The organism is Bifidobacterium crudilactis (genome assembly GCF_000738005.1).
Taxonomy (GTDB): domain Bacteria; phylum Actinomycetota; class Actinomycetes; order Actinomycetales; family Bifidobacteriaceae; genus Bombiscardovia; species Bombiscardovia crudilactis.
Genome location: NZ_JHAL01000002.1, coordinates 631,818 through 654,599, shown reverse-complemented (window position 1 = coordinate 654,599; position 22,782 = coordinate 631,818). Strand labels below are relative to the sequence as shown.

19 protein-coding genes are annotated in these 22,782 nt (G+C 56.2%); 6 read left to right on the top strand and 13 right to left on the bottom strand.

The window, feature by feature from the left end:
• Nucleotides 1–282: 282 nt before the first annotated feature.
• The 6 genes from DB51_RS05015 to DB51_RS04990 form a co-directional block, all read right to left on the bottom strand.
• On the bottom strand, nucleotides 283–1,068 hold the full coding sequence (locus tag DB51_RS05015; RefSeq protein WP_156958318.1) for an amino acid ABC transporter ATP-binding protein: 786 nt from the start codon (nucleotides 1,066–1,068) through the stop codon (nucleotides 283–285).
• Nucleotides 1,069–1,344: 276 nt separating this feature from the next.
• Nucleotides 1,345–2,295, bottom strand: coding sequence for a magnesium transporter CorA family protein (locus DB51_RS05010; RefSeq protein WP_034252291.1), 951 nt, complete (start codon nucleotides 2,293–2,295; stop codon nucleotides 1,345–1,347).
• 400 nt (nucleotides 2,296–2,695) lie between these two features.
• A complete protein-coding gene (locus DB51_RS05005; RefSeq protein WP_238548309.1) occupies nucleotides 2,696–3,475 on the bottom strand; it encodes a DUF1287 domain-containing protein in 780 nt (259 codons plus the stop codon).
• A gap of 5 nt (nucleotides 3,476–3,480) precedes the next feature.
• Nucleotides 3,481–4,446, bottom strand: coding sequence for a D-2-hydroxyacid dehydrogenase (locus DB51_RS05000; RefSeq protein ID WP_034252290.1), 966 nt, complete (start codon nucleotides 4,444–4,446; stop codon nucleotides 3,481–3,483).
• A 295-nt stretch (nucleotides 4,447–4,741) separates the two neighbouring features.
• Nucleotides 4,742–6,415: a glycoside hydrolase family 13 protein gene (locus tag DB51_RS04995; RefSeq protein ID WP_034253815.1), complete on the bottom strand. Its 1,674-nt coding sequence runs from the start codon at nucleotides 6,413–6,415 to the stop codon at nucleotides 4,742–4,744.
• A gap of 100 nt (nucleotides 6,416–6,515) precedes the next feature.
• The gene (locus tag DB51_RS04990) at nucleotides 6,516–8,177 is read right to left on the bottom strand and encodes an SLC45 family MFS transporter (protein WP_238548308.1); all 1,662 of its coding nucleotides are present in this window, start codon (nucleotides 8,175–8,177) and stop codon (nucleotides 6,516–6,518) included.
• A gap of 234 nt (nucleotides 8,178–8,411) precedes the next feature.
• Between DB51_RS04990 and DB51_RS04985 the strand changes: the two genes are divergently transcribed.
• Nucleotides 8,412–9,407 carry a LacI family DNA-binding transcriptional regulator gene (locus DB51_RS04985; RefSeq protein WP_034253813.1) on the top strand — a complete coding sequence of 332 codons (996 nt, stop codon included), beginning with the start codon at nucleotides 8,412–8,414 and terminating at the stop codon, nucleotides 9,405–9,407.
• A 264-nt stretch (nucleotides 9,408–9,671) separates the two neighbouring features.
• Here DB51_RS04985 and DB51_RS04980 read toward each other — a convergent pair whose 3' ends face one another.
• The 6 genes from DB51_RS04980 to DB51_RS04955 all read right to left on the bottom strand — a co-directional run bounded on the left by DB51_RS04980 (nucleotide 9,672) and on the right by DB51_RS04955 (nucleotide 15,945).
• A complete protein-coding gene (locus DB51_RS04980; protein ID WP_034252288.1) occupies nucleotides 9,672–10,664 on the bottom strand; it encodes a ribokinase in 993 nt (330 codons plus the stop codon).
• A 116-nt stretch (nucleotides 10,665–10,780) separates the two neighbouring features.
• Nucleotides 10,781–11,758: a substrate-binding domain-containing protein gene (locus DB51_RS04975; RefSeq protein WP_034252287.1), complete on the bottom strand. Its 978-nt coding sequence runs from the start codon at nucleotides 11,756–11,758 to the stop codon at nucleotides 10,781–10,783.
• Nucleotides 11,759–11,863: 105 nt separating this feature from the next.
• Nucleotides 11,864–12,823 carry an ABC transporter permease subunit gene (locus tag DB51_RS04970; protein ID WP_034252285.1) on the bottom strand — a complete coding sequence of 320 codons (960 nt, stop codon included), beginning with the start codon at nucleotides 12,821–12,823 and terminating at the stop codon, nucleotides 11,864–11,866.
• A gap of 1 nt (nucleotide 12,824) precedes the next feature.
• Nucleotides 12,825–14,297: a sugar ABC transporter ATP-binding protein gene (locus DB51_RS04965; RefSeq protein ID WP_338023776.1), complete on the bottom strand. Its 1,473-nt coding sequence runs from the start codon at nucleotides 14,295–14,297 to the stop codon at nucleotides 12,825–12,827.
• A gap of 51 nt (nucleotides 14,298–14,348) precedes the next feature.
• Nucleotides 14,349–14,747: a D-ribose pyranase gene (gene rbsD / locus DB51_RS04960; RefSeq protein WP_034252283.1), complete on the bottom strand. Its 399-nt coding sequence runs from the start codon at nucleotides 14,745–14,747 to the stop codon at nucleotides 14,349–14,351.
• 172 nt (nucleotides 14,748–14,919) lie between these two features.
• Nucleotides 14,920–15,945 (bottom strand): LacI family DNA-binding transcriptional regulator, encoded by a 1,026-nt coding sequence (locus tag DB51_RS04955; protein WP_034252282.1) that lies wholly within the window; start codon nucleotides 15,943–15,945, stop codon nucleotides 14,920–14,922.
• A gap of 540 nt (nucleotides 15,946–16,485) precedes the next feature.
• Here DB51_RS04955 and DB51_RS04950 point away from each other — a divergent pair.
• Nucleotides 16,486–17,007 (top strand): alpha/beta hydrolase, encoded by a 522-nt coding sequence (locus DB51_RS04950; protein WP_034252280.1) that lies wholly within the window; start codon nucleotides 16,486–16,488, stop codon nucleotides 17,005–17,007.
• A 317-nt stretch (nucleotides 17,008–17,324) separates the two neighbouring features.
• Entirely contained in the window at nucleotides 17,325–17,858 is a 534-nt protein-coding gene (locus DB51_RS04945; protein WP_034252279.1) for a dihydrofolate reductase family protein, read from the top strand.
• Between the two features lie 187 nt (nucleotides 17,859–18,045).
• On the opposite strand, the gene DB51_RS04940 is transcribed toward DB51_RS04945, so the two are convergent.
• Nucleotides 18,046–18,939, bottom strand: a complete 894-nt coding sequence (locus tag DB51_RS04940; RefSeq protein ID WP_034252278.1) for a LysR family transcriptional regulator — start codon at nucleotides 18,937–18,939, stop codon at nucleotides 18,046–18,048.
• A gap of 105 nt (nucleotides 18,940–19,044) precedes the next feature.
• Here DB51_RS04940 and DB51_RS04935 point away from each other — a divergent pair, with 105 nt between their 5' ends.
• The 3 genes from DB51_RS04935 to DB51_RS10370 all read left to right on the top strand — a co-directional run bounded on the left by DB51_RS04935 (nucleotide 19,045) and on the right by DB51_RS10370 (nucleotide 22,677).
• Entirely contained in the window at nucleotides 19,045–20,697 is a 1,653-nt protein-coding gene (locus tag DB51_RS04935) for a malolactic enzyme (protein WP_034252277.1), read from the top strand.
• A gap of 7 nt (nucleotides 20,698–20,704) precedes the next feature.
• A complete protein-coding gene (locus tag DB51_RS04930) occupies nucleotides 20,705–21,661 on the top strand; it encodes an AEC family transporter (RefSeq protein ID WP_034252276.1) in 957 nt (318 codons plus the stop codon).
• Between the two features lie 494 nt (nucleotides 21,662–22,155).
• Nucleotides 22,156–22,677 carry a hypothetical protein gene (locus tag DB51_RS10370; RefSeq protein WP_051867287.1) on the top strand — a complete coding sequence of 174 codons (522 nt, stop codon included), beginning with the start codon at nucleotides 22,156–22,158 and terminating at the stop codon, nucleotides 22,675–22,677.
• Nucleotides 22,678–22,782: the final 105 nt, after the last annotated feature.

Below are 22,782 nucleotides of genomic sequence, written 5' to 3'. Positions count from 1 at the left end.
GATGTCTTGCGATGGCTCCGCAATGCTTCTCGATGCCATCGACCGGTACTGCATATTGTGCAGACCCTCTGCTGATGGTCTGCCGTGATCGCACTCTGCGCGTCTCAAGACGATACAGCGCAACGTGCGTTCGTATTGTTCTTGCTGCCGTCGTTACCCCTCTGACCACCGCATAATTGACGGTGGCTGTCATCATGGGCATTCCGGCATCTGATGAATACAACTATCGGGACCTCGGCAGCCCATGAACCGTTCGTGGAGCCGCCGGGGCCGTTAAGACGATCAGTGGTCCAGAATCTTCCCCAGGAAGTCCTTGGCGCGTTCGGTTTTGGTGTGTTCGAAGAACTCCACCGGCGTTCCCTCTTCGAGAATCTCACCGTCTGCCATGAATACGACGCGATTCGCGGCCTGACGTGCAAACCCCATCTCGTGCGTCACCACGATCATCGTCATGCCTTCTTTGGCGAGGTCGACCATGACATCGAGAACCTCGTTAATCATCTCGGGGTCCAAGGCGCTTGTAGGCTCGTCGAAGAGCATCACTTTGGGATGCATGGCGAGCGAACGGGCGATGGCCACGCGCTGCTGCTGACCACCTGAAAGCTGGGCCGGCAGTTTCTTGGCCTGGGAATCGACTCCCACACGTGCCAGCAGCTCCATGGCTTCCTTCTCCGCCTGCTCCTTGCCGATGCGACGGACCTTGCGAGGTGCGAGGGTCACATTATCGAGAATCGTCTTGTGTGCAAACAGGTTGAAGGATTGGAACACCATACCCACTTCAGCGCGGAGTCTGGTCAGATCCTTGCCTTCCTGCGGCAACGGTTCCCCGTCTATGCGAATCACACCCGAATCAATGGCTTCCAGGCGGTTTATCGTCCGGCAGAGCGTTGACTTTCCGGAACCGGAAGGTCCGATAATCACCAGAACCTCACCCTTGGTGACTTTCAGATTAATATCCTTCAGCACGTGCAAATCGCCAAAATACTTATCGACATGGCTTATTTCCACAAGAGGATTGGCTGCATGTTGCGCAGTCTCGCTCTCTCCACTCTTCACGGCAGCAGACATAGAACCATCTGTCATAGCTGAGTGATCCTTTCTCTTGGATGATTGCCCTCTCACGCGGAATGTCATCGTTCCCCGTCTTTCGCCTTAAAGTAACACAGCATTGTAAACATGGGAAGATGTTGTTCACGAAGCTACGATTCACCGCGAACCGGACAAAGCCTTCATGAAGCGACCACGGACAGGACACGGCACTTCCCGAACCTTACCCCTGTTGAAAGGCAGGAGGCATGCTCCGAAACGTGCTTGGGTTATTCTAGCGGAAAAATCGAGTAACACTTACTTAAACATCTTGGATCTGGTCAGGAACCACGTGACCAGAATGGACAGCACCATCGAGAACACGATGATCGCCCAGAAGCCCCAGGGCTTGTCCGACAGAGGCATGCCGAGCATCCCCGCCTGAAAATTCATGCCGTACATCGAGAAAATCAGCGTCGGAATCGACAGGGTGATGGAGATAATCGTGAAGATTCTCATCACGTTGCTCACGTCGTTGGACACGATCGATGCAAAGGCGTCCGTCATATTCGCGAGAACGCCCGAATAGATGTTCGCCATCTCGATTGCCTGCTTGTTCTCGGTGATGACGTCACCCAACAGATCCTCATCGTCCGGATACTGCCGTATGCGGTCGAGACTCGTAAGCTTCTCGAGGACGATTTCGTTCGACTTCAAGCTGGTAGCGAAATAGACCAGGGTCTTGCTCAGTTCCAGAAGCATCACTATCTCACGGTTCTGCATCGAATGCCTGAGCTTGAGCTCAAGCTTGTCCGACTCACGGTCGATGATGCGCAGATAACGCAGATATGTGGTCGCATTGCGATACAAAATCTGCAGGATGAAGCGAGACTTCATGAAGGTGTTGAAGCCCCGTATCGTTCCCTCCATAAAGGGATGCAGCACAGGCGTGTCCTGCATGCAGACCGTGATGATCAGCCCCTCGGTGACGACGATCGACAACGGGATCGTCTCGTACCAATCGCGGCCTCCACGTGTCTCGACGGTGGGAATATCCACGATGATCATCGTGTACCCATCCTCGACATCGACGCGCGACCGTTCCTCGTCATCCAACGGAGCACGCAGATCGGCCAGATCAATTCCCGTGATCTGCGAAACGTTGGCGAGTTCGACATCCGAAGGTTCACTCAAACATAACCAGGAACCGGTCTCCGGTTTTTCGATTTGTTCAATCTGTCCATTGATGGTGCTGAATACCCTCATCATCGTTCTCACCTGCCCCTCATGGCTGACACCACACGCCGAGGCCGAGACCTCAACACGCGACGACTGTACGCACTGGCTTTATACCATTGGCTTTAAACGGGTTGCGTCTGATGAAACCGAGGAAATCGGCACCGCAACCTCAATAAGAATAGTCCAAGGGTGGACATGAGCGCTCTCTGGAACGAATCATTTCAGGTGCGCAGCCGCTGCAATGGGAGCCTCATCCACCGGTTTCGGTTCCCGGTACCGCCGAATTTTCGCACAACCGTCGTTTGTGTAGGGATTGTTGCTGAGATCTGGTTCGTGTGACTTCCAGATCGTTGAGATTTCACCATCATCAGAAAGACCGTACTCGCGGTATCCCTGATAATCCCTACACAAACGGCATGTCTGATTGAACTCAGCCGTGCCAAGCGATTTTCAGCGAGTCCGGCAGCTTGCTCGGGTTGAATCTCAGATGTTTGGTGATGGGCCTTCTGCTGGCGAAGGTCAGGTAGTCGTTTTCCCGATGTTCCTGACCCATATTGTGCAGCAACAATGGAATGTCCTGCTTGTCTCGGTTGTCGGAAGCGATGCCTATATGCCAGGTGGAATCGAAGATGACGAGGTCGCCCTGCTGCCACTGATCGTGCTGAGCGGTGTCGGTGGTCAGACTGTCGCCATACCTGGTGAAGAAGACGCCAAGCACGCCGACACGTCGAAAGTCGATGTTGGGGTCCGCTTTTGACACCACAGCCTTGTAAGCGGATGGATTCTCCGCGATATCCTTGTCCACCATGGCTTTGAGGTCGTATCCCGCATTGGCGAAGGCATGCCAGACCATGTCGGTGCATGCACCCTTTCCCTCGGGAGGATAGCCGCCCTGATAGTAGCCGTCGTCGTACTTCGGTCGGGCCTTCGCCTGCAGATGCGCTCCTTGCACGATGTCGGTGTAATCGTCGATGCCGTCATGGTCGAAGTCGCTGGTGCTTTTCAACTGTGGGCGTCTGGAGTCGGACGACGACACCGCGGCGCTTGCCGTCGATCCCTCACCGCTCTCCAGTTGACCGTGTTGACGCAGCGTGTGCATGCCATAGGCTCCTGCACTGAGTCCGAGCAGCGTCGCCACCGAGAAGATCAGCGTTTTGCGCAGTATCCTCCCGCTCTTGGATGATTGCTCGTCGTCATTCTCGTCAGTCACGACGATCACCGCATCCTGTTGCTCAATGCCTGACCTGAGACATAGTTGCGTACGTTATCGAGGGCGATGGCGATGATGCGGTCAGCGGTCGACTTCAGATGCGTGCCTCCGGCGATGTGCGGCGTGATGAGGCATCGAGACTCCCCCCAAAGCGGGTGCTCCGAAGGCAGCGGCTCGGGGTCGGTCACGTCCAAACCCGCGCAAGAGATGTCCCCACCCTTCAAGGCGTCGGCGAGCGCGTCGCAGTCGATGGCGTCTCCCCTGCCGGCGTTGATCACCATGGCGTTGTTCGGCATCAGCCTCATCCGCTCAGTGTTGATGATGTGGCGGGTCTCTGGCGTAGAAGGCAAGGCGAGTGCGACCACATCGGCCACTCGCAACACGGCATCAAGTTCCTCGAAGGAATGCATGTCATCGATACCGTCAACAGCGACGGCGGCATTCCGACGAACGCCGATGGTGCGGGAACCGCACGCCCGGCAGAGGCGTGCGTAATGCGCTCCTATGTCTCCGGTGCCGAGAATCGCCACATTGGCCCCGTCGAGCGTGCCGACATGCCCCGATGGCTTCCACCGTTGGTCATGCTGCTGGTCGCGGTATAGCGGCAGGTCTTTCAACAGCGCCAAGGTCATGGCGAACATGTGCTCGGCAACGGCATGCCCATATGCTCCCGAAGCGCTGGTGACCTGTACGTCCTGTGCCAGAGCCCCAGGTTTGAGATAGCTGTCCACTCCTGCGCTGAAGGTTTGCAGCCATTGCAACTTCGGGCATTCGGCGAGCTGTTCCACCGGAGCGTTACCGATCACCGCAGTGGTCTCTTCCCGAAGATCTTCTGGCACTTCGGCGCTCCAGGAGATATTCCGGCGTGCCGAGAGGTCGCCGACGAATTCCTGCCGCACATCTCCTGCGGCTTCTCGGAAAGCTTCGCGCTCGTCGTCATTTAGTGGCAGACAATTGATGATGCATGTCATGAGTTGACCATCCCCTTAGGCCCTGGAGCTCCGTATTCCGTCTCCATTATGTGCACAGGAGGTATGGAACCCTGGCCTTGTGGCGCAGCGCCAGGTGTTTCTCCCTGACTTCTTCACTTAGCGCATCACCGTTTCACAGCGCTTTGAGTGATACAGCGGCTTGAGTGATACAGCGGCTTGCCAAAGAGGTGAACCAGGTGCCGCTCAGCAAGGCACACCGTGCCATCCTGCACGGTGTGCCTCCGCCACTGACGCAAGCATGGGCACCAGCAATAACATCAACTGCAACACGCGGTTATGCGACCATGAACGCCTTGGCTTCGTATGGTCGGAGGGTCGCCCCTTGATCATCCTGATAATTCGAAATCATCAGTCCGCCGTCCACAGGCACCGGGTAGTCACGTGTCACCGTCTGATCGGTGAAATTGCTGAGCACCAGCATCGTTCTGCCTTCATATTGCCGTTTGTACGCGAATACTTCGTCGTCCTCCGGGTCGAGTTCGATGTAGTTGCCATACACGATGAGGTCGTTGTTGTGCCTAAGCTCGATCAAGCGTTGGTAGAAGCGCAGCACAGAGTCAGGGTCGTTCAATTCCGCGTCGACGTTGATCTCATCATGATTGGTGTTGAGCTCCAACCATGGTGTGCCTTCGGTGAATCCTCCCTTCGCCGTGGCGTCCCATTGCATCGGGGTACGCGCATTGTCGCGCGATTCGGTCGCCAGGTAGCGCATCATCGTATCGTGATCGACCAGATGCTCCACATCGACGAACTGATGATAGGCCTCAAGGGATTCGATGTCCTGGTACTGGTCCAGCCGGGTGAAGTGAGCGTTGGTCATCCCAAGCTCCTCACCTTGGTAGATATACGGTGTGCCCTGCATCATGTGCAGCACGAGTGCCAGCATCTTGGCCGAACGCACCCTGAACTCCGGCCTGTCGTCTCCGAATCTGGAAACGGCACGCGCCCTGTCGTGATTGTTCCAGTACAGACTGTTCCATGCTTTGCCGTCCAGGGCCTGCTGCCACCTGGACAGCGCTCTTTTGAGCGACACCAGATTCACGGGCTCGTCGTTCCACTTGCCCAGTCGCGGGTCCTTGTTGAACGCCAAGGTGACATGATCGAATTGGAACACCATGTTCAGCTCGCCCGTTTCCAGACCGGCGTACTCGACGGCATCCTGTGCCGTCACGCTGGGCATCTCGCCTACGCTCATCGCATCGTACTTCGACAGTACCTTGCTGTTCATCTCCTTGAAATACTCGTTTAGCTTCGGTCCGTCAGCCACCATCGGCTCCACATTGGCATACGCCGCATGCTCAGGGTTCGGTGCGTCCGGCAATCCCTCCGGCTTGGAGATGAAGTTGATGACGTCCATACGGAAGCCGTCCACGCCTTTGTCAAGCCAGAACCTCATGACATCCCAGATGCTCTCCCGTACCTGAGGATTTTCCCAGTTCAGATCGGGCTGCTCCTTCGCGAAGAGATGCAGGTAATACTGTTTGCTGGCATCGTCATATTCCCATGTGGAACCGCCGAAGTACGACCCCCAGTTGTTCGGTGGGATTCCGGGTTCGCCATCACGCCAGAAATAGAAGTCACGGTACGGGCTGTCCTTGCTTTCACGACTCTTCTTGAACCATTCGTGCTGGTCCGAGGTGTGGTTGACCACCAGATCCATCACCAGATGCAGGCCGAGTGCATGAGCCTGCTCCAGGAGTTTGTCAAAGGTCTTCATATCCCCGAAGCGCGGCTGAATGGAACGGTAATCGCTGATGTCGTAGCCGTTGTCACGGTCAGGGGACTTGTAGACGGGGTTCAGCCAGATCACATCGACCCCGAGTTCTTTGATATACGGCAGTCGCTGGATGATTCCTGCCAAATCACCGATGCCGTCACCGTCGCTGTCCTGGAAACTGCGCGGATACACCTGGTATACGACCGCATGCTGCCACCATGATTGCTTCATTGTCTTATCCTCCTGTGGGTTGTGTTGCGCCATGTTCATCGCCTTGCTCGTTCCTGGACCGGAACGTGATTCCGTGGGTTGGTATTACGAAGTGCTGGACTCATCTGTTCGCGGTGCGTTCTGTGTCGATGCCGCCGAGGGCTGCAACGGTGCCCGAATCCTCGGTCGAATGGGCCTCCTTGCCCGTGTTATCCGTGATAACCGATACCGCTACGATACCCATCACCATGGCTATGCCCGCAACCAGAATCATATGCGGCATCGATTTGCCGACCAGAGGGAAAATCGCGAAACTGGCGACCGAGGCGATGATCTGCGGCAGACAGATACCGCAGTTGAACAGGCCCATATACGCCCCTTCATTGCTGCCATCGAGCGACGTGGTGAATATGGAGAATGCCTGGGTCTGCATGGTGAGATATGCGATTCCGATAAGGCAGAAAGGCAGAATCAATAGGAACTGGTTGTGGATGAAGAACACTCCGAAGAATCCCAGAGCACCGGATGCAAGACCGATTCTGAACCAGAACTTCCGTTTGTCGGCGCTGGTTTTCGACAGTACCAGGAATCCCCAGATGACCGCCGCCAGTGATTGGATGCAGGTAAGGATGCCGTACCAATTCCCTGCTGCCTGATATCCCGCCGACGAGGTGTCGGTGGTGTGCCATACGTTCTGCGCAATCGCTCCGGTGGCGTAGGTCCAGAGGTATTGGAATGCGAACCAATTGAACAACTGCACGAAGGAGACTTCCCAGAACGCGCGCGGAGCCTTCTTGAGCAGACTCCATAGCGACGGTGAGGAATCATGCGTTTTGGGCTTGATGTGGTGATATCTGGCGTAATGGTCGGGATCGTATTCCTTGACCGAAAGAACCGTATACAGGGAGGTCAGCAGCAAGATTGCGGCACCGATGTAGAAGGCGAGACGCACAGAAAGCGGCACCTCACCCGCCGCAGCCACATTCGCCACCCCGAAGGCCGTCAGCACGAAGGGCAGCACCGTCGCCAGGACTCCACCGAGATTGCTGAAGGACTGTTGCCATGACCATGCCATATCCTTCTGCTCCTCGTTGACCATGTCGCCGATGATCATTTTGAACGGCTGCATGCAGATGTTGCTCGACAGGTCCATGAAGAGTATGGCCACGGCTCCGAAGGCCAATGCGGCCACGGACGCATATCCGAATCCCAACGACCCCGCGTTGGGAAGCAGCACCATGACGAGGGCTGCGATCGGCGCGGCGGCGATGAGGTAGGGCATGCGTCTACCGAAACGATTCGACCAGGTCATGTCGGAATATTTGCCGATAAGAGGCTGGACCACCATGCCCGCAAGCGGCGGAAGGATGAAGAACAACCCCAGTTTGGTCGGATCGGCGCCGATGGTCTGGAAGATTCTTCCCATCTGCGAGGATTGCAGGGAAAAGGCCATATTGATACCGAAGAAGCCGAAGGTCATTGCGAAAATCGTGCGCTTGCTCAACCTTGGCAAAGAATTTTCGACGTGGCCGCTTGTCCGCCCCGTCGTATCGACTGCTTGGACATCCGCCGCCTTTGAAGACGTCAGACCCGACAAGGTTCGTGGTCCCGTGCCGATGCTCGCCGCATTCGGCGATGCCGTTGCACTGAATGGTGTCGCCTGGCCGAACGAACCGGCATCACCGTGCTGTGCAGCCTCACCCTGCAGTGCGGTATCACCGTGCAGAGATGCACGGCCGCGCCCCGCCATTTCAGCGCTGACGGCATAGGCTTTACGACTCATAATCAACACTCCTTTGTGTGCAAGCACCTGTGTTAAGGAGTGATTGTATACCATTTACACAAACGTTTACAATGGCGTGTTTACAGCAACACAAACGTTTTCTCAATAAGGGTGCTCGATTCCCGCAACATACCCATTGGCACACGTCTGCCCACCCGCACCACGTCCGCACACCAGTCAGGCTGTAGACTGGCAATCGACAATATTCCGCCGAAAACCGCAGGTTCATACAGCATGGATGCAACCATCAAAGACATCGCCCAGGCCACAGGCTTCTCGATAGCCACGGTCTCACGTGTCCTTGCCAACAAGGAAGGGTTCTTCAGCAAAAGCACTGCAGCCAAGGTCAACAAGGCCGCCAAGGAACTCGGATATCAGAAGAACATGGCGGCGCTGGAATTGGTCACCAGGCGCAGCGATGTCGTCGCGGTCATCATCAATTCCACCAAAACCAACTTCGCCGACGCCATCATCGAAGGCATCCAGCAACGTGCCGCCGAACTCGGCAACACCATCATCATCCTGTACACACGCGACCGCGACGAAGCGGTGCAGCGCAAGGCCATCACCACCGCCCTGGAACGTCCGGTAGCCGGAATACTGCTGCTATCCGTAGATATCGCACCCGACAACGTGGCGCTGCTCAAATCCTCGAACACCCCGTTCTATTTCGTGTCGATAGCCTTCCGCGACGCCTCGCTCCCCTGCATATGCTCCGACGACCGGGCAATCGGATACATGGCCGCGCACTATCTGCTCGAACACGGCCATACCCGCATAGGGCTTGCAGGGCTCGACCTGAACAATTCATATACGGGACTGCTCCGCCTTGCTGGATACCGCAAGGCCATGGAGGAAGCCGGCGCCGAAGTGGCCGAGGAATGGATTCACTCCGGAGATTTCAGCTACGAATCCGGAGTGGATGCCATGGACTCGTATCACGGCATGTCCGAAAGGCTCAGCGCCGTCATCGCGGGCAGCGACCTGGTGGCCATCGGCCTGTTGAACCGTGCACGTCACTACGGCGTCGACATCCCCCAAAATCTCTCCATCGTCAGCATAGACGGAACCTCGCTATGCGACTATGTACAGCCAACGCTGAGTAGCGTGACCCAGGATTTCTATCGGATGGGCTATATCAGTCTCGGTCGTCTGCTTGAGCACGACGACGAAATCAGCTTCACCGACAGCCATCTCGTCGAACGGGACAGCGTGGCCACTCTCGACTGAGCCCATCGTGCGAGTGCCTGCGGGGTGCAGCAATGTGACGATGACGCATTGCACATTGTGCAGTTCATTCCTGCAATCCACCACGCATAGACGCGATACCATCCACGTTCTCTACCGTGCAGTCGACGGTGTGTATTCATGGGTCTTGAACACCATGCGTGAGCTCCGGACACTGTGGACCGGATAGCGCAGGGATGATCAACCGCGGCTGATGGCGGCTGCCCATCACCCCCACGTCATCGCACGGGCCTCACAGCAAGGCGATCAGAGACCGAATTTCTCGATGATCTGCTCGGCACTGCCGTACGATGTCTGCGCCCCCAGGCCGGTTGCCGCGTATGCGGCGACGTATGAGGCCAAACGCGCCGATTGCATCAGACTCAGATCCGCCGCCAGACCGGCGAGGATAGAGCCCATGAAGGCGTCACCGCAGCCGGTGGTGTCCACCGCGTCAACGGGGACCGGAGGAATCATCGTGAAGCTTCCCTTCCCCTCCTCGCAGGAGAGGACGCATGAACCTTCAGACCCCAAGGTGACTATCGATTCCCTGAAGCCCTTGTCGTTCATCCGGAGCGCCAGTCGCTCCCAATCCATGCCCGACCAGTCGTCATCAGCAGGCGCCTCAATTCCGAGGAGCTGGGCCATCTCATGTTCGTTCACCAGCAAGATATCAGCATGTGCGACCAACTCCTGCGGGAGATCCTTTTGGAACGGCGAATCGTTGAGCAGCACTTTGACCCCGGCATCATGCGCTATCGTCGCCGCACGCACCACCGCCGCCATCGGCGATTCCAGACACAGTCCGAGTGTTTTGGACGCGGTGATTGTCGAAGCCGCGGCCGAGACGTAATCCTCATCGACCTTGCCGTTCGAGCCGGCCGAATAGACGATGACGTTCTCCGCATGGGAGTCGACGGTGATGACCGTGGTGCCGCTCGGACCCTGAAGATGCGCCACACCTGACACGTCCACCCCGGCATGCCGCAATTGCTCGAGCAGAAAATCGGCGTTGTCATCGTCCCCGACTGCACCGAGCATGGCTACCCGACCGCCGATGCGGGCGGCCGCGCTGGCCTGATTTGCCGATTTTCCTCCGGCGAGTATCTGCAGAGGGCCTCCGTTCACGGTTTCACCAGGTAGAGGAAGGCGTTCGGTTTCGACGGTGTAATCGGCGTTCATCGACCCGATGACCGTTATGGCATGCGTGCTTCCGGCAACCTGCTCGAAGGCTGATCGGATCTCTTCGTTCGTGTTCATGGCCTGCAGTATCCCTTCCAGTGCTTGGCACCGATATGCGACCGGCCGGTCTCCATACACACATGGCGTCCGGCCGATCACTGACTTGCCTCGTCGCTCATAGGACGAGACTCATTTCACCACTGATATTCGTCGGCATTGTCCTTGGTCACCAGGTAGATCGGCGAGTTGATCGTCTTTTCCACCTTCTTCTCTGCAAAATGATCATATGCCGCCTGAAGTGCCATTTCGCCGATTTTGGCCGGTTGCTGAGCAATCGTAGCGGTTACCGTGCCGTTTTTGATGGCGGTATGCGTTTCGGATTCACCGTCGATGCCGAAGATGCCGATCTCCTGACCCGAAGCCTGCACCGCTTTCATCGCGCCTAAGGCCATCTCATCATTCTGGGCGAATATGGCCTTGACATCCTTATTGGCCTGGAGCATGTTCTGGGTGGTGTTCAACGCCGTGGTCCTGTCGAAGTTGGCCGATTGGCTGGACACCACGTCGAGCCCGAGCTTCTTGGCCTCGTCGTTGAATCCGTTGCCACGGTCGATGGTCGAGGACGCACCCGGGGTGCCGGACAGTTCAAGGACCTTCGCGTCATTGCCGAAGGCTTTGGCGACGGCCTGCGCGGCCATCTTTCCTGCTTCCACATTGTCCGAGGCGACCGTCGAGAGCACCGTGCCGCCGTTTGCTCCACGATCCATGGCTATCACCGGAATACCGGCGTTGTTCGCGGATTTAATCGCAGGAACTATGGAATCCGAATCGACGGGGTTGACCAGGATGGCATCGACGTTCTGGCTGACGAAGTTCTGCACGTTGTTCAGCTGGGTGGACGCATCGTTCTGCGCGTCGGCGACAGTGACTTTGGTACCGTTCTTCTTCGCCATCGCTTGAATGGCCTCATCCATCGACACGAAGTACGGGTTGTTGGTGGTCGAAATCGACACGCCGATGGTCAGTTCGCTCGGCGATTTCTTGGTCGCCGCGTTGGTGTTGTTGGCTGTACCCAGTCCTGTCTGTCCGCATGCGCTGAGTCCTATCAGGGCTCCGAAGGCTGCAAGGGCTGCAATGGACTTGACTACCGTGTTCTTGCTTAGCGACTTCATTGTTGCTTCCCACTTTCTTTCTCGGTTACGGTTTCTTTCTCGGTACTGATTTGCCCTGCATCATCGCCACGCAGCGTTGCGAGGTCTACGATGCGGGACGGTAATTCACATTCTCAGGGATTTGCGATTTCTGATCACATCGATGAGTACTGCGATGAGGATGACAACGCCTTGGACGACTTGCTGCCAGAATGCCGAGACGCCGATGATATTGAGCCCGTTGTTCAGCACGCCGATAATCAGCACGCCAATCATCGTGCCTGTCAAACGACCCTTGCCACCCATCAGGCTGGTGCCTCCGAGCACCACCGCAGCGATTGCGAACATCTCGTATCCGCTACCCGCCTGGGGCGTGGCCGAGGACAGTCGTGAGGTGATTACAAGCCCGGACAATGCCGACATCACACCTGAAATGGTGTAGATCGCCACCTTGACCCTATTCGATTGCACACCCGCGATGTATGCTGCCTTCTCATTGCCGCCCAAGGCGTATACCGATTTGCCGAAGGAGGTCTTGTGCAGCAGCACGAACAGCAGTGCGAAGGCGATGATCATGATGATGACCGGGAACGGTATGCCGAAGAGATATCCCTGACCGAGATATGCCAGGAAGAACCCATCCATGTTCTTGGTCAACGGGTTGCCGTTGGTGAACACCAAGGTCAGTCCGCGGTACGCCATCTGCGTGGCCAGGGTGACGATGAAGGGAGCCATCTTGCCGTAGGCGATGAAGAATCCGTTCACTGCACCCAGGAACGCACCGATGAGCAGGCAGAGTAAGACAGCCAGGGGCAAGGGCATGCCCGCGCCGATCATTCCTGCACCGAGAGCGCTCGACAATGCCAGAATCGCTCCCACCGACAGATCGATTCCGCCTGTCAGAATCACGAAGGTCATGCCGAATGCGATGAATCCGTTTGCCGTCACCTGCAACAGCAGATTCAAGAGATTGTTGGTGGTGAAGAAGTTCGGGTTGATGAAGGTGATGATGATCATCAGCAGGATCAGCGCCGCGAGCGTGGTCAGACTGGTGAACCGTTTGCTCAGATTTCCAAGTGCTTTCATCTTATTCTCCCAATGTTGCGAGTTGCATAACTTGTTCTTGTGTGGCGCCTTCGCCGGGAAGTTGACCTGCGATCTTTCCTTCGTGCATGACGATGATGCGATCGCTTACTCCGAGTACCTCCGGAAGATCGGAGGAGACCATGATGATTGCCACTCCGCGTCCGGCCAGCTCGTTCATCAATTCGTAGATTTCCCTTTTGGCTCCGACGTCGACGCCTCTTGTCGGTTCGTCCAGAATCAGGACTTCAGGAGCGATGCCTACCCACTTGGCCATGACGACCTTCTGCTGATTGCCGCCGGAAAGGTCGGAGACGAGCTGCTCATCGCTGGTCGCCCTCACCGACAGACGGTTGATCAGGTCACGGACGTAGATGGCCGCAGCTTTGGCGTTGTACAGTCCTTGGTGCACAAAACTGTCTTTTTTAGGTAGTACCACGTTCTCTCTGATGGAAAAATCCAGAATCAACCCTTCCGACTTGCGATCCTCGGTAAGGAATCCGATGCCATGCCGTATGGCATCGCTGGGCTTGCGGATATTGAGCTTCTTGCCGTTGAGCGTCACCGTGCCAGACTTGAGCTTGTCAAGACCGAAGATCCCTCGCATCACCTCGGTGCGTCCCGCGCCCATAAGCCCCGAGAAGGCGAGTATCTCGCCGGCATGAACCTGGAAGGAGATATCGCTGAACAGCGCATCGCTGCTGTCGAGATGAGACGCGGTTAAAACAACGTCGCCGATGGGAGTGGTTTTTCTCGGATAATAGTCGGTGATTTCCCGTCCGACCATTTTTCGAACCAGTTCGTTGACATTGGTGTCTTTGGTGGCCTTGGTGTCTATGACACGGCCATCACGCATCACGGTCACGAATTGCGAGACTTTGAATATCTCTTCCATGCGGTGGGAGATGTATACGATGCCCACTCCCCTGTTCTTCAAGGTCTCTATGACGCTGAACAACCTCGTGGTCTCACGCTCGGTCAACGCCGCCGTGGGCTCATCCATGATGAGCATACGCAGGTTGGCGAGGAAGCTTTTGGCGATCTCGATCATCTGCTGCTGACCTACGGAAAGCATGCCGATCTGGGTATCCAGCGGTATACGCACACCGAGCTGTTCGAAGGCGTCCTTGGCTTTGGCTTTCATTTCCCGAGTGTTGAGCAGACCACCCGGATAGGTGATTTCCCTGCCGAGAAACAGATTCTCGAGCACGGTCATATCCGGCCAGGAGTTCATTTCCTGATGAATGAAGCTGATGCCGAACAGTTCGGCTTCCTTCGGATTGGAGAAGGTCTTGACTTCGTCGTCTATGGTGATGGTGCCGCCGGAAGCAGGAAACAGCCCCGTCAACACGTTCATCAGCGTGGATTTTCCTGCGCCGTTCTCACCCATCAAGGCGTGGACCTCACCGGATCTCAACGTCAGATTGATGTCTTTAAGCACCTGATTGGAACCGAATGATTTTGAGATATGCGTCATATCGATTTTCATGGCTGCCCTTTCCTGAAATGTTATTCCAAGCCTCGTTGCCTAGATGATGACTCCGGATTGGAGGATGATGTTCGAGTACGGAGTCGCCTCACCGGTACGCACCACTGCCTTGCATCGTGATGTGCGCTCTTTGAGCTGTTCATGGCTCACGTACACGACCTCTGTCTGAGGCTGAAGCTTGTCGAGGATGCTGGTCAGCTGTTGCGGATTGAGAGTTTTGATTTCCTCTGCGAGGAACACCTTTTCAATCAGCACATTTTCCAGGTAGACATCCAGTACGTCCTGGAAGCTCGGCATGCCAGGCGTCAATGCCAAATCGATTTTCTCGACCCCATCAGGGACGGGCAGTCCCAGATCCCCGATGCACACCGTGTCGGTATGTCCGAGGTCATCGGCAATTTTGGCCAGCTTGCTGTTTAATATCCCAGTCTTCTTCATCGTAAGACTCCCGTACATCATTGTCGGAAATTGGTGATATATCGTTATATCATCGTTGATTAAACAATATATCGTCATTCCTTATTTGTCAACCTGTCACCCACTTCGCAGTCGGGTGCACCTGAGTGCTGCAGGCCGAGGAATCAAGAACCGCTACCGATACCGAGGCCGGTCAGTGCGCGGCATTGACCAAGGATTGCCGGTAAATATACTGCGTCGGAATTCGCACACTGTTTTCCATATGAGGGATGGCCTGTTGAGACTGATGTGCCTTCATCAACGCCAGCAGCGCCTTAGCCCCCTTGTGCCCCATGACGGTCACCTGCTGGGAAATCACCGAAATCGCCGGTGTCGCCAACTCGAACAGGGGGATGTCGTCAAAACTCATCAGCGACACATCCTTGCCGATTATCAGGGACCTGTCCCTGAACAAGCGAATCGCCGCCAAAGCATCCGGCGAGTAACCGAAGATGAAGGTTCTGATTCCCAGCGCCATCAGTTCGTCGACCGCCTGTACGGCATCCGTCGCCCCTGCCACAACGGCCCCGCTGGCGCCCAGCTCCTTGGTGGCGGTGGCTCTGAAGGCGTCCTCTCGCTCTTTGAGATTAGGAGATTCTCGAACCGGGCCGCTGACGAAACCTATGCTTCTATGTCCGAGTTCGTGGGCAGTCTGAATGGCGGCCCTCATGCCGGGATAAGGGTCAGAGTCGATTATCGGTACGCTCATCTCCGCACGCTCCATACCGGTCAGGCTCCGGTCGAGGAACACCACAGGAAGGTCTGTTGCCAGAAAGCGTTCCAGACCCGGCGATGCCTGCCCCTGAGGCACGATAATCGAGCCGTCTATGCGCTGCGACAGCAGCGAACGCAGAAACTTATCCTGGCCCTCCAGGCTCTCGGCCGAAGAACCTATCAGACATGCATAACCGTCTTTCGCAAGAACCTCGTTCACAGCGGATATCAGCGATGCGAAATAGGAGTTGCCGATGTCGGGAACCAGCAGACCTATGGTTTTGCTTTCGCTTGAGCGCATCGAGCGGGCTGCGGAATTGGGAATATAGTTGAGCTTCCTGATCGCTTCCGTCACACGCAAACGAGTGGCCTCCGAAAGACGCCCCTTGCCATTGATGACTTGAGATACCGCCGGCACGGAGACACCGGCCTCCATAGCCACGTCTTTGATGGTCACGTAACCCATATCCCCTTCTTTCCTCGACTCTGCAAGGCGATGGTGCATATCTCAAGATATTCGTGACTTCTAGTATGCATGCGGTTCAGGCATTATCTCGACGACGCGCAGGTATCGCCAAGCATCCTTCGCCACAGGCTGCGCGACGCGTCCACATGCCGACCCTTGTGCGATACCTCCGCACCGTGTCTCTCATACGATGCCTTCATGGAGCACCGTCCCGGCGTGCCTTTCCCAAGACACCTTCCCACCAGGACACGTTCAGCTGGCAACCGTCACGACCATACCGGGAACGTGGCCTGCTGCCGCGTGCATACAGCTGTTTCGAGGATATCCTCGAATATGGTGTTCGCATATCCTTCGGCTTTGCGCATCTTTCCGCTGAAAGGCATCTACGCCCTTGCTGCGACCCGATATCCAGCAATCGGACGATCTCTTGAGCATCCGGCAGGCCTGCAAATGGAATGGTTCATGATCATTCAATGAACGGCGGCACTAGAACGTTACTATCGATTGAAGAAGCCTGACAACTCCAGCAAAGGATGCTTTATGAACGCAATCATATTCCACGGCACAGGGCCGCAAGCCTCCTACGACAAGTTCTGGTATCAGCCGACGGCCAAGACGCTCCGAGAATCAGGAATTACCGCCGAGGTTCCCGAGCTCGCCCGTCTTGACCGAGAGCCTTTGTCGGATACGCTCAAGGAATTTGATGAACTCGGCCTGCCTGTCGATGAGAACACCATCCTTATCGGTCATTCTGCAGGCGTCAGTGTGATACTCGCCTTATTGGAGCGGCTGCAGGCACCCGTCAAAGCGTGCTATTTCGTAGCTGGATACTGTTCACCCAACGGCATGGGGCATGCGGCGTTGAAGGAATCCTATTCTTGGAACACGGTCAAGGCCAATGCGGGCGAATGCTTCATGCTCAATTCCTTCAACGATCCTTTCAAATGCAATCAGGATAAGGGCATTGAATTGTTCGACCATCTTGGTGGAACCCTGATACTCCGCAACGACGGACATTTTCTGCGGAAACAGCAACCCTTGTTGCTGAAGCTCATCCTCTGACCGGTCGAGTCTGAGCTGACTTGCCGCTGGGCATTGCACGGCACCGACCAACAGTAACGGCAATCGCGTTTTGTGCCGAGGCTTTACTTTCCGACCCACCAGCGCTTACCCCACGAACATGGAACCGGACCCGACATCATCTCGCGCGAGGGCTCGCGGCGCAGGACTATCTGGGAACTGGGTACAGTCCGTTCTCCGACCCCGGAATGCTCATCAGTGAAAATCGCTCTAATCGCGTTTTGGTCGAAAATTATCATCCTGTCCGCCGGCAACAGATGACCTGATACCGATGACGACGGGCCGCATAAGATGTCATTATGACGACACATTTCTATACCGCGTCAAGCCTCGACGGCTTTATCGCAACGAAACAGGATTCCCTTGAATGGCTTTTCGCACAGCACTTCGATCAACAAGGGCCGATGTCCTACGAATCGTTCATCGACAACATCGGTGCACTCGTGATGGGCAGATCCACATACCAGTGGCTGCTCTCACATCAGGACGCTTGGGAATACTCTCAGCCCACCTGGGTATTCACACACCAGCAACTTCCTGAGATTGAAGGCGCCGACATTCGAGTTATCAGCGGTGATGTCGAGTCGTCATTCGCAGACATTCAAGCATCCGCCGAAGGCAAGGATGTCTGGGTCATGGGAGGAGGTGACCTCGCAGGCCAATTCGCCGATGCCGGCCATCTGGATGAACTCTGGGTTCAGTTCGCACCTGTCACCTTGGGCAGCGGCAAAGCCCTACTTCCTCGGGAGCTGCAACTCGAGCTGCTGGACACATCCCAAAACGAGGATTTCGTCTGTGCGCACTATCGCGTGCTGGGAAAGATCGGATCATAGTCACCTGCAATCATTTCTTGCAGACAGCGAGGGTCGGCGATATCAGCCGGCCAGGGCCGATTCGGCTTGCCGGTGGCAGAATCGCAGCATATAGGATATGCGACGCGAGCTACGGCAGAGAGGATTCAACATCCAGTCGCCATGCACTCTGCACCGCGTAGCTACATGGGCCGTTGTAGGTTTGCGCTTATTCTTGGAGACTGCGTTGTATGGTTGCGGCGATGTCGTCAAGCAGTGCGATGTTCGTGTGCTGCTGTGTGACCAGCGAAATGTTGAATTGGGGTGTTTTCGCCTCACTGATCGTTTTGGTGATGATTCCCATTTCGGGCTGGATTGCGATTCTCGCGAGGAAACTGATACCCAGTCCGGCTCTAAGCATGCCGGTGATGAGCTCGATATTGTTGCTTGTGAACATCACCTCCGGGATGAAGTCGTGGCGTCTTGCGATATTGCGGAAGGCGGCTTCATGGATGAAGTTCTCATCGAGTGTGATGAAGCGCCTGTGCCGTATTTGTGCGATGGAGACTGATTCTTGATCGGCCAGCTCATCATCGACGCTCATGGCGATGGTGAATGGTGATTGCAGGAGCGGCACACTGTCGAGTTTTGGATGTCTGACACGCTGCGTCGTACCAAGCAGCGCCATATCCAAGGAATCATCAAGCAGAAGTTTGATCAGACGGCGAGAACCGACCTCGACCGGATTCACCTTATCGAGGAGTTTGTTATGGTCCAGGCTGACGGCGATTTTCGGGAACAGCGCTGAGGCGATAATCGGCGGCAACCCCAGACGTATCTTCTGCGTGGACATCACTTCGACGTCGCGTTTGGTTCTGCGGTATTGCTCAAGAATGGATGACGCCCGGTCGTTGAACAGCAGTCCGCTCGGGGTGAGCGCCAAGCCATGGTGAGAGGTGTTCCTGGTGACCAAACGGCTTCCGACTTGGGCCTCCAGGCGTTTGAGCGCATAGGAGACGGTGGGCTGGGATACACCGAAAAGACGAGCGGTCTGGGTCAGACTGCAGGTGCGCGCGATTTCACAGAAGTATTCCAGATCCTTCATATTGGGCATCTGATCCATATGCACCAGTGTAAACGTTCATATAAACCATTTTTATGAAATAAGCACTATCTGCTATGCGATTGCTTTCTGACTACTCTTCTTGGATTGACGGAAGGAAACGACATGAGCGGATTCACAGTATTGAACAACCCCTTCATCAACAAGGGAACCGGGTTCTCCAACGAAGAAAGGGAAGAATTCGGTTTGCAAGGCATGCTGCCGGAAGCGGTTCAGACGCTGGACGAGCAGGTGGACCAGGCATATGAACAATACAACGAAAAGACGTCGAATCTTGAGCGACGACTGTTCCTCATGGAGATATTCGACACCAATCGAACCCTGTTCTACAAACTGTTTTCAGGGCATGTGACGGAGTTCATGCCGATTGTGTACGACCCCACTGTCGCCGAGTCGATCGAACGCTATCATGAGCTGTTCATACGACCACAGGATGCTGCCTTCATATCCATCGACGATCCGGACTCTATCGAGAGCAGATTGCGTCATGCCGCGGACGGACGTGACATTCGCCTGGTGGTCGTCACCGACTCCGAGGGCATACTAGGAATCGGCGACTGGGGCGTCAACGGTGTGGACATCGTCATAGGGAAGTTGATGGTGTATACAGCCGCCGCTGGCATCGACCCATCCCAAGTGCTGCCGGTCGTGCTGGATGTAGGGACCAACAACCGAGAACTGGCAGCCAACCCCCTGTATCAAGGCAACAGACACCAGAGGATTCGAGGTGAGCGCTACTACGATTTCGTCGATCGCTTCGTTCACGCTGCGGAACGTCAATTCCCGGGGATGCTGCTGCATTGGGAGGACTTCGGCAGAGAGAACGCACAACGTCTGCTGGATATTTACCAGCCGAAGATCCCGACATTCAACGATGATGTTCAGGGCACGGGAATCGTGGTGTTGGCCGGCGTCCTGGGTGCCATGGAGATTGCCAGGCAAAGCATCACGGAGCAGAAGGTGCTTACCTTCGGTGCCGGTACTGCCGGAGTGGGTATCGCCAACCAACTCATGGACGAGATGATATGTCAGGGGCTCAGCGAGCAGGATGCTCGGAAGCGTTTCTATATGGTCGATAAGCAGGGACTCCTCTTCGAGGACACACCAGGTCTTACGCCCGGGCAGAAACCCTTCGCCCGACCGAGTTCGGAACACACGAACGACGGTGATACGAGCACTCTGCAAGGCGTAATCTCCTTGGTGCATCCGGAAATCATGATCGGCACTTCGACATGCCCTGGGGCGTTCACGAAACACATCGTTCAGGATATGGCCGCGCACTGCGAACGGCCCGTGATCTTCCCGCTTTCCAACCCCACGAAACTGGCGGAAGCCAAAGCCCAGGATCTTATCGCGTGGACCGATGGCAGAGCCCTCGTGGGTACGGGGATACCTGCGGACGATGTCAACTACCACGGTGTCCGCTACCACATCGGTCAGGCGAACAATGCCCTGATGTATCCAGGTCTCGGCCTCGGTCTGATAGCTTCGAAGGCCACCCGCGTCAACGGTGAGATCCTGTCCCGCGCCAGCCATGCCCTCAGCGGCATTGTCAAAACCGACGAAGCGGGTGCCGCGGTATTGCCGCCCGTATCCCGGATCACCGAATTCTCCCGTCGCATAGCGCAGTCCGTCGCGCAAAGCGTCGTGGACCAGGGTCTGAATGCCGAAGCCATTGATGATGTGAGCAAGGCTGTCGAGCGGAGCACCTGGGTCCCGAGTTACGACCAAACCCCTACCGACGATCTAAGGTCGTGAGACGAGCATGGTATTCCTGCAATCCATACAAAGCATCCTCAGCATCATCCTGCTGATCGCACTGGGATATTTCCTCAAACGCCGGAAGATGATATCCGAAGACTTTGGCGGGAATATCGCCGGGGTCATCACCAAGATCGCCCTACCTGCATCCATCTTTGTTTCGGTACTCCATTACCTGGATAAGGGTAGTTTGATCTCGCTCTCCGGGGCCTTGGTCTTCCCTGCGGTTGCGATCGTCATTGGATACGCGATTGCGTATGCGCTCGTCAAGCTGCTCAAGATACGCAAGGGCAGACGAGGCGTGTTCATGAACGCCGTGGTGAATGCGAACACCATCTTCATAGGACTGCCTCTGAACGTCGCCCTCTTCGGTGAGAAATCACTGCCCTACTTCCTGGTGTATTACGTCTGCAATACCGTATCCACGTGGGCTTTCGGCGTATTCCTGATATCCAACGACGATCCGGAAGCACAGGAATCCAAATCCGCGCACAAGATCAACATCAGCAAGCTGCTACCCCCACCGCTTCTGGGATTCATCGTGGCGTTGGTGTTCCTCCTGCTCAGCGTGCCGATACCGCAGTTCGTCAACGCGACTCTCACCTATGTGGGAAACCTCGTGACGCCGCTCTCGCTGATCTACATCGGGATCATTCTTTTCGATTCCGGCATCAGGAACATCACCTTCGGCAAAGACACCATCGCAGCTCTGATCGGACGCTTCGTGATCTCGCCGCTGGTTGCGGTTGCGGTGATATATGCAGGGACCAAATATCTTGGATACGATATGGCGACGCTGCTGCGGCAGACGCTCATCGTCCAGTCAGCGACTCCGGCTCTGGCCGTCCTGCCCATTCTGGCCGCTCAAGCCCACGGGGATGTAAAGTACGCCACTGGAATCGTGGCATCCAGCACCATTCTCTTCGTGATTGTCATCCCTATCCTCATGCAACTGGTGTGAACCATCACGGTCCCGACGACAGCAAGGAACGCTGTTGCCGGGACCGCACTCATACGGGGCATCCCTCCACTGAAGGATGCCCCGGTTCATTCTGCCAGGCCTTCGCACACAGACGTGGCGGGTTGGGAACCCTCCTCAACGGCAGCGCGGCATGGGATCTCAGACACCTTCGGTAATCATGCGGCGGAAGTGGTGCGAGCTGATCGAGTACCCGTTCGAAAAGTAGAAACGGTGAGCCTGCAATTATCAAAACTCAACAGGTCACCACCACGAGACACTGGTGTAAGCACGTCAACCTCGGCACTCAGTGGGCGTACCGTGTCCTGGTGTGGGGCGATCATCACAATCTTCCTCGCGGGATTGGCGATCAGCGCGGCCGCCATCGTCTGGTTGTCCCTGCTCGTGCGCAAGGCCCTGCTGCTGGTAGCTATCGTGTTCGCACCACTGGCGTTTTCGGGGGCGTCATGGAATGCGTCGCGTGGGTGGATCAGTAAATGGGCGATATTCGTGGTCGCGTTGATTGCCTCCAAGCTCGCCTCGTTGTCATGTTCCTGGTCGCGATTACCCAGGCTGTTTCCCCTATTGATGGGGATCTCGCCTCGGTTAGTGATCCCATTGCGGGCGTCGTGTTAATGGCGATGGCTGCGTTCGCCCCGTGCTTGACATACAAGTTCATTGCGTTTGTCAGCTTCGACATGTATCACGCGATCGGTGCAGAGCAAAACGCGAAGCAAGCGTTGGACCGACCCCTGCCGATCCTCTCCGTGTTGCAAGGCGCGCAGCCGCAAAAGGTCCTCGGCGGAGACGCCGGAACCAAGACCAGTGGGTCGAACCCCGCCGCCTCCATCCACACCGAAGCCCGCTCCCGCAAGCACGCCGGGCCAGGGCTCAACTGGGACCGCTTCGGAAGGTGCTTCGGTAGCGACGAGTGTTGGCAGCACGGCTGGTGCCAGTGGCGCGGGTTTGCGGGGGCGGACCGCGGTCATGGTCGGAGCGCAGGGCGAGGCGGCGGCTGACTCCGCCAACCCCACGTCCACGCCTGCCCAGGAGGGGCGCTTGCGTCACCCTCTACTCCTGTGCCGACGGCGCCCACACGGTCCCCGTCACCATCCCGGCACCGT

Bases quoted from the DNA above. Each gene is read 5' to 3' on its own strand.
- DB51_RS04945 (WP_034252279.1), top strand. From the start codon at position 17,325: ATGACGACACATTTCTATACCGCGTCAAGCCTCGACGGCTTTATCGCA.
- DB51_RS04965 (WP_338023776.1), bottom strand. From the start codon at position 14,297: ATGACGCATATCTCAAAATCATTCGGTTCCAATCAGGTGCTTAAAGAC.
- DB51_RS04995 (WP_034253815.1), bottom strand. From the start codon at position 6,415: ATGAAGCAATCATGGTGGCAGCATGCGGTCGTATACCAGGTGTATCCG.
- DB51_RS04975 (WP_034252287.1), bottom strand. From the start codon at position 11,758: ATGAAGTCGCTAAGCAAGAACACGGTAGTCAAGTCCATTGCAGCCCTT.
- DB51_RS04985 (WP_034253813.1), top strand. From the start codon at position 8,412: ATGGATGCAACCATCAAAGACATCGCCCAGGCCACAGGCTTCTCGATA.
- DB51_RS05000 (WP_034252290.1), bottom strand. From the start codon at position 4,446: ATGACATGCATCATCAATTGTCTGCCACTAAATGACGACGAGCGCGAA.
- DB51_RS04935 (WP_034252277.1), top strand. From the start codon at position 19,045: ATGAGCGGATTCACAGTATTGAACAACCCCTTCATCAACAAGGGAACC.
- DB51_RS04940 (WP_034252278.1), bottom strand. From the start codon at position 18,939: ATGGATCAGATGCCCAATATGAAGGATCTGGAATACTTCTGTGAAATC.
- DB51_RS05015 (WP_156958318.1), bottom strand. From the start codon at position 1,068: ATGTCTGCTGCCGTGAAGAGTGGAGAGAGCGAGACTGCGCAACATGCA.
- DB51_RS04980 (WP_034252288.1), bottom strand. From the start codon at position 10,664: ATGAACACGAACGAAGAGATCCGATCAGCCTTCGAGCAGGTTGCCGGA.
- DB51_RS04950 (WP_034252280.1), top strand. From the start codon at position 16,486: ATGAACGCAATCATATTCCACGGCACAGGGCCGCAAGCCTCCTACGAC.
- DB51_RS10370 (WP_051867287.1), top strand. From the start codon at position 22,156: ATGGGCGATATTCGTGGTCGCGTTGATTGCCTCCAAGCTCGCCTCGTT.
- DB51_RS04930 (WP_034252276.1), top strand. From the start codon at position 20,705: ATGGTATTCCTGCAATCCATACAAAGCATCCTCAGCATCATCCTGCTG.
- DB51_RS04990 (WP_238548308.1), bottom strand. From the start codon at position 8,177: ATGAGTCGTAAAGCCTATGCCGTCAGCGCTGAAATGGCGGGGCGCGGC.
- DB51_RS04970 (WP_034252285.1), bottom strand. From the start codon at position 12,823: ATGAAAGCACTTGGAAATCTGAGCAAACGGTTCACCAGTCTGACCACG.
- DB51_RS04955 (WP_034252282.1), bottom strand. From the start codon at position 15,945: ATGGGTTACGTGACCATCAAAGACGTGGCTATGGAGGCCGGTGTCTCC.
- rbsD (WP_034252283.1), bottom strand. From the start codon at position 14,747: ATGAAGAAGACTGGGATATTAAACAGCAAGCTGGCCAAAATTGCCGAT.
- DB51_RS05010 (WP_034252291.1), bottom strand. From the start codon at position 2,295: ATGATGAGGGTATTCAGCACCATCAATGGACAGATTGAACAAATCGAA.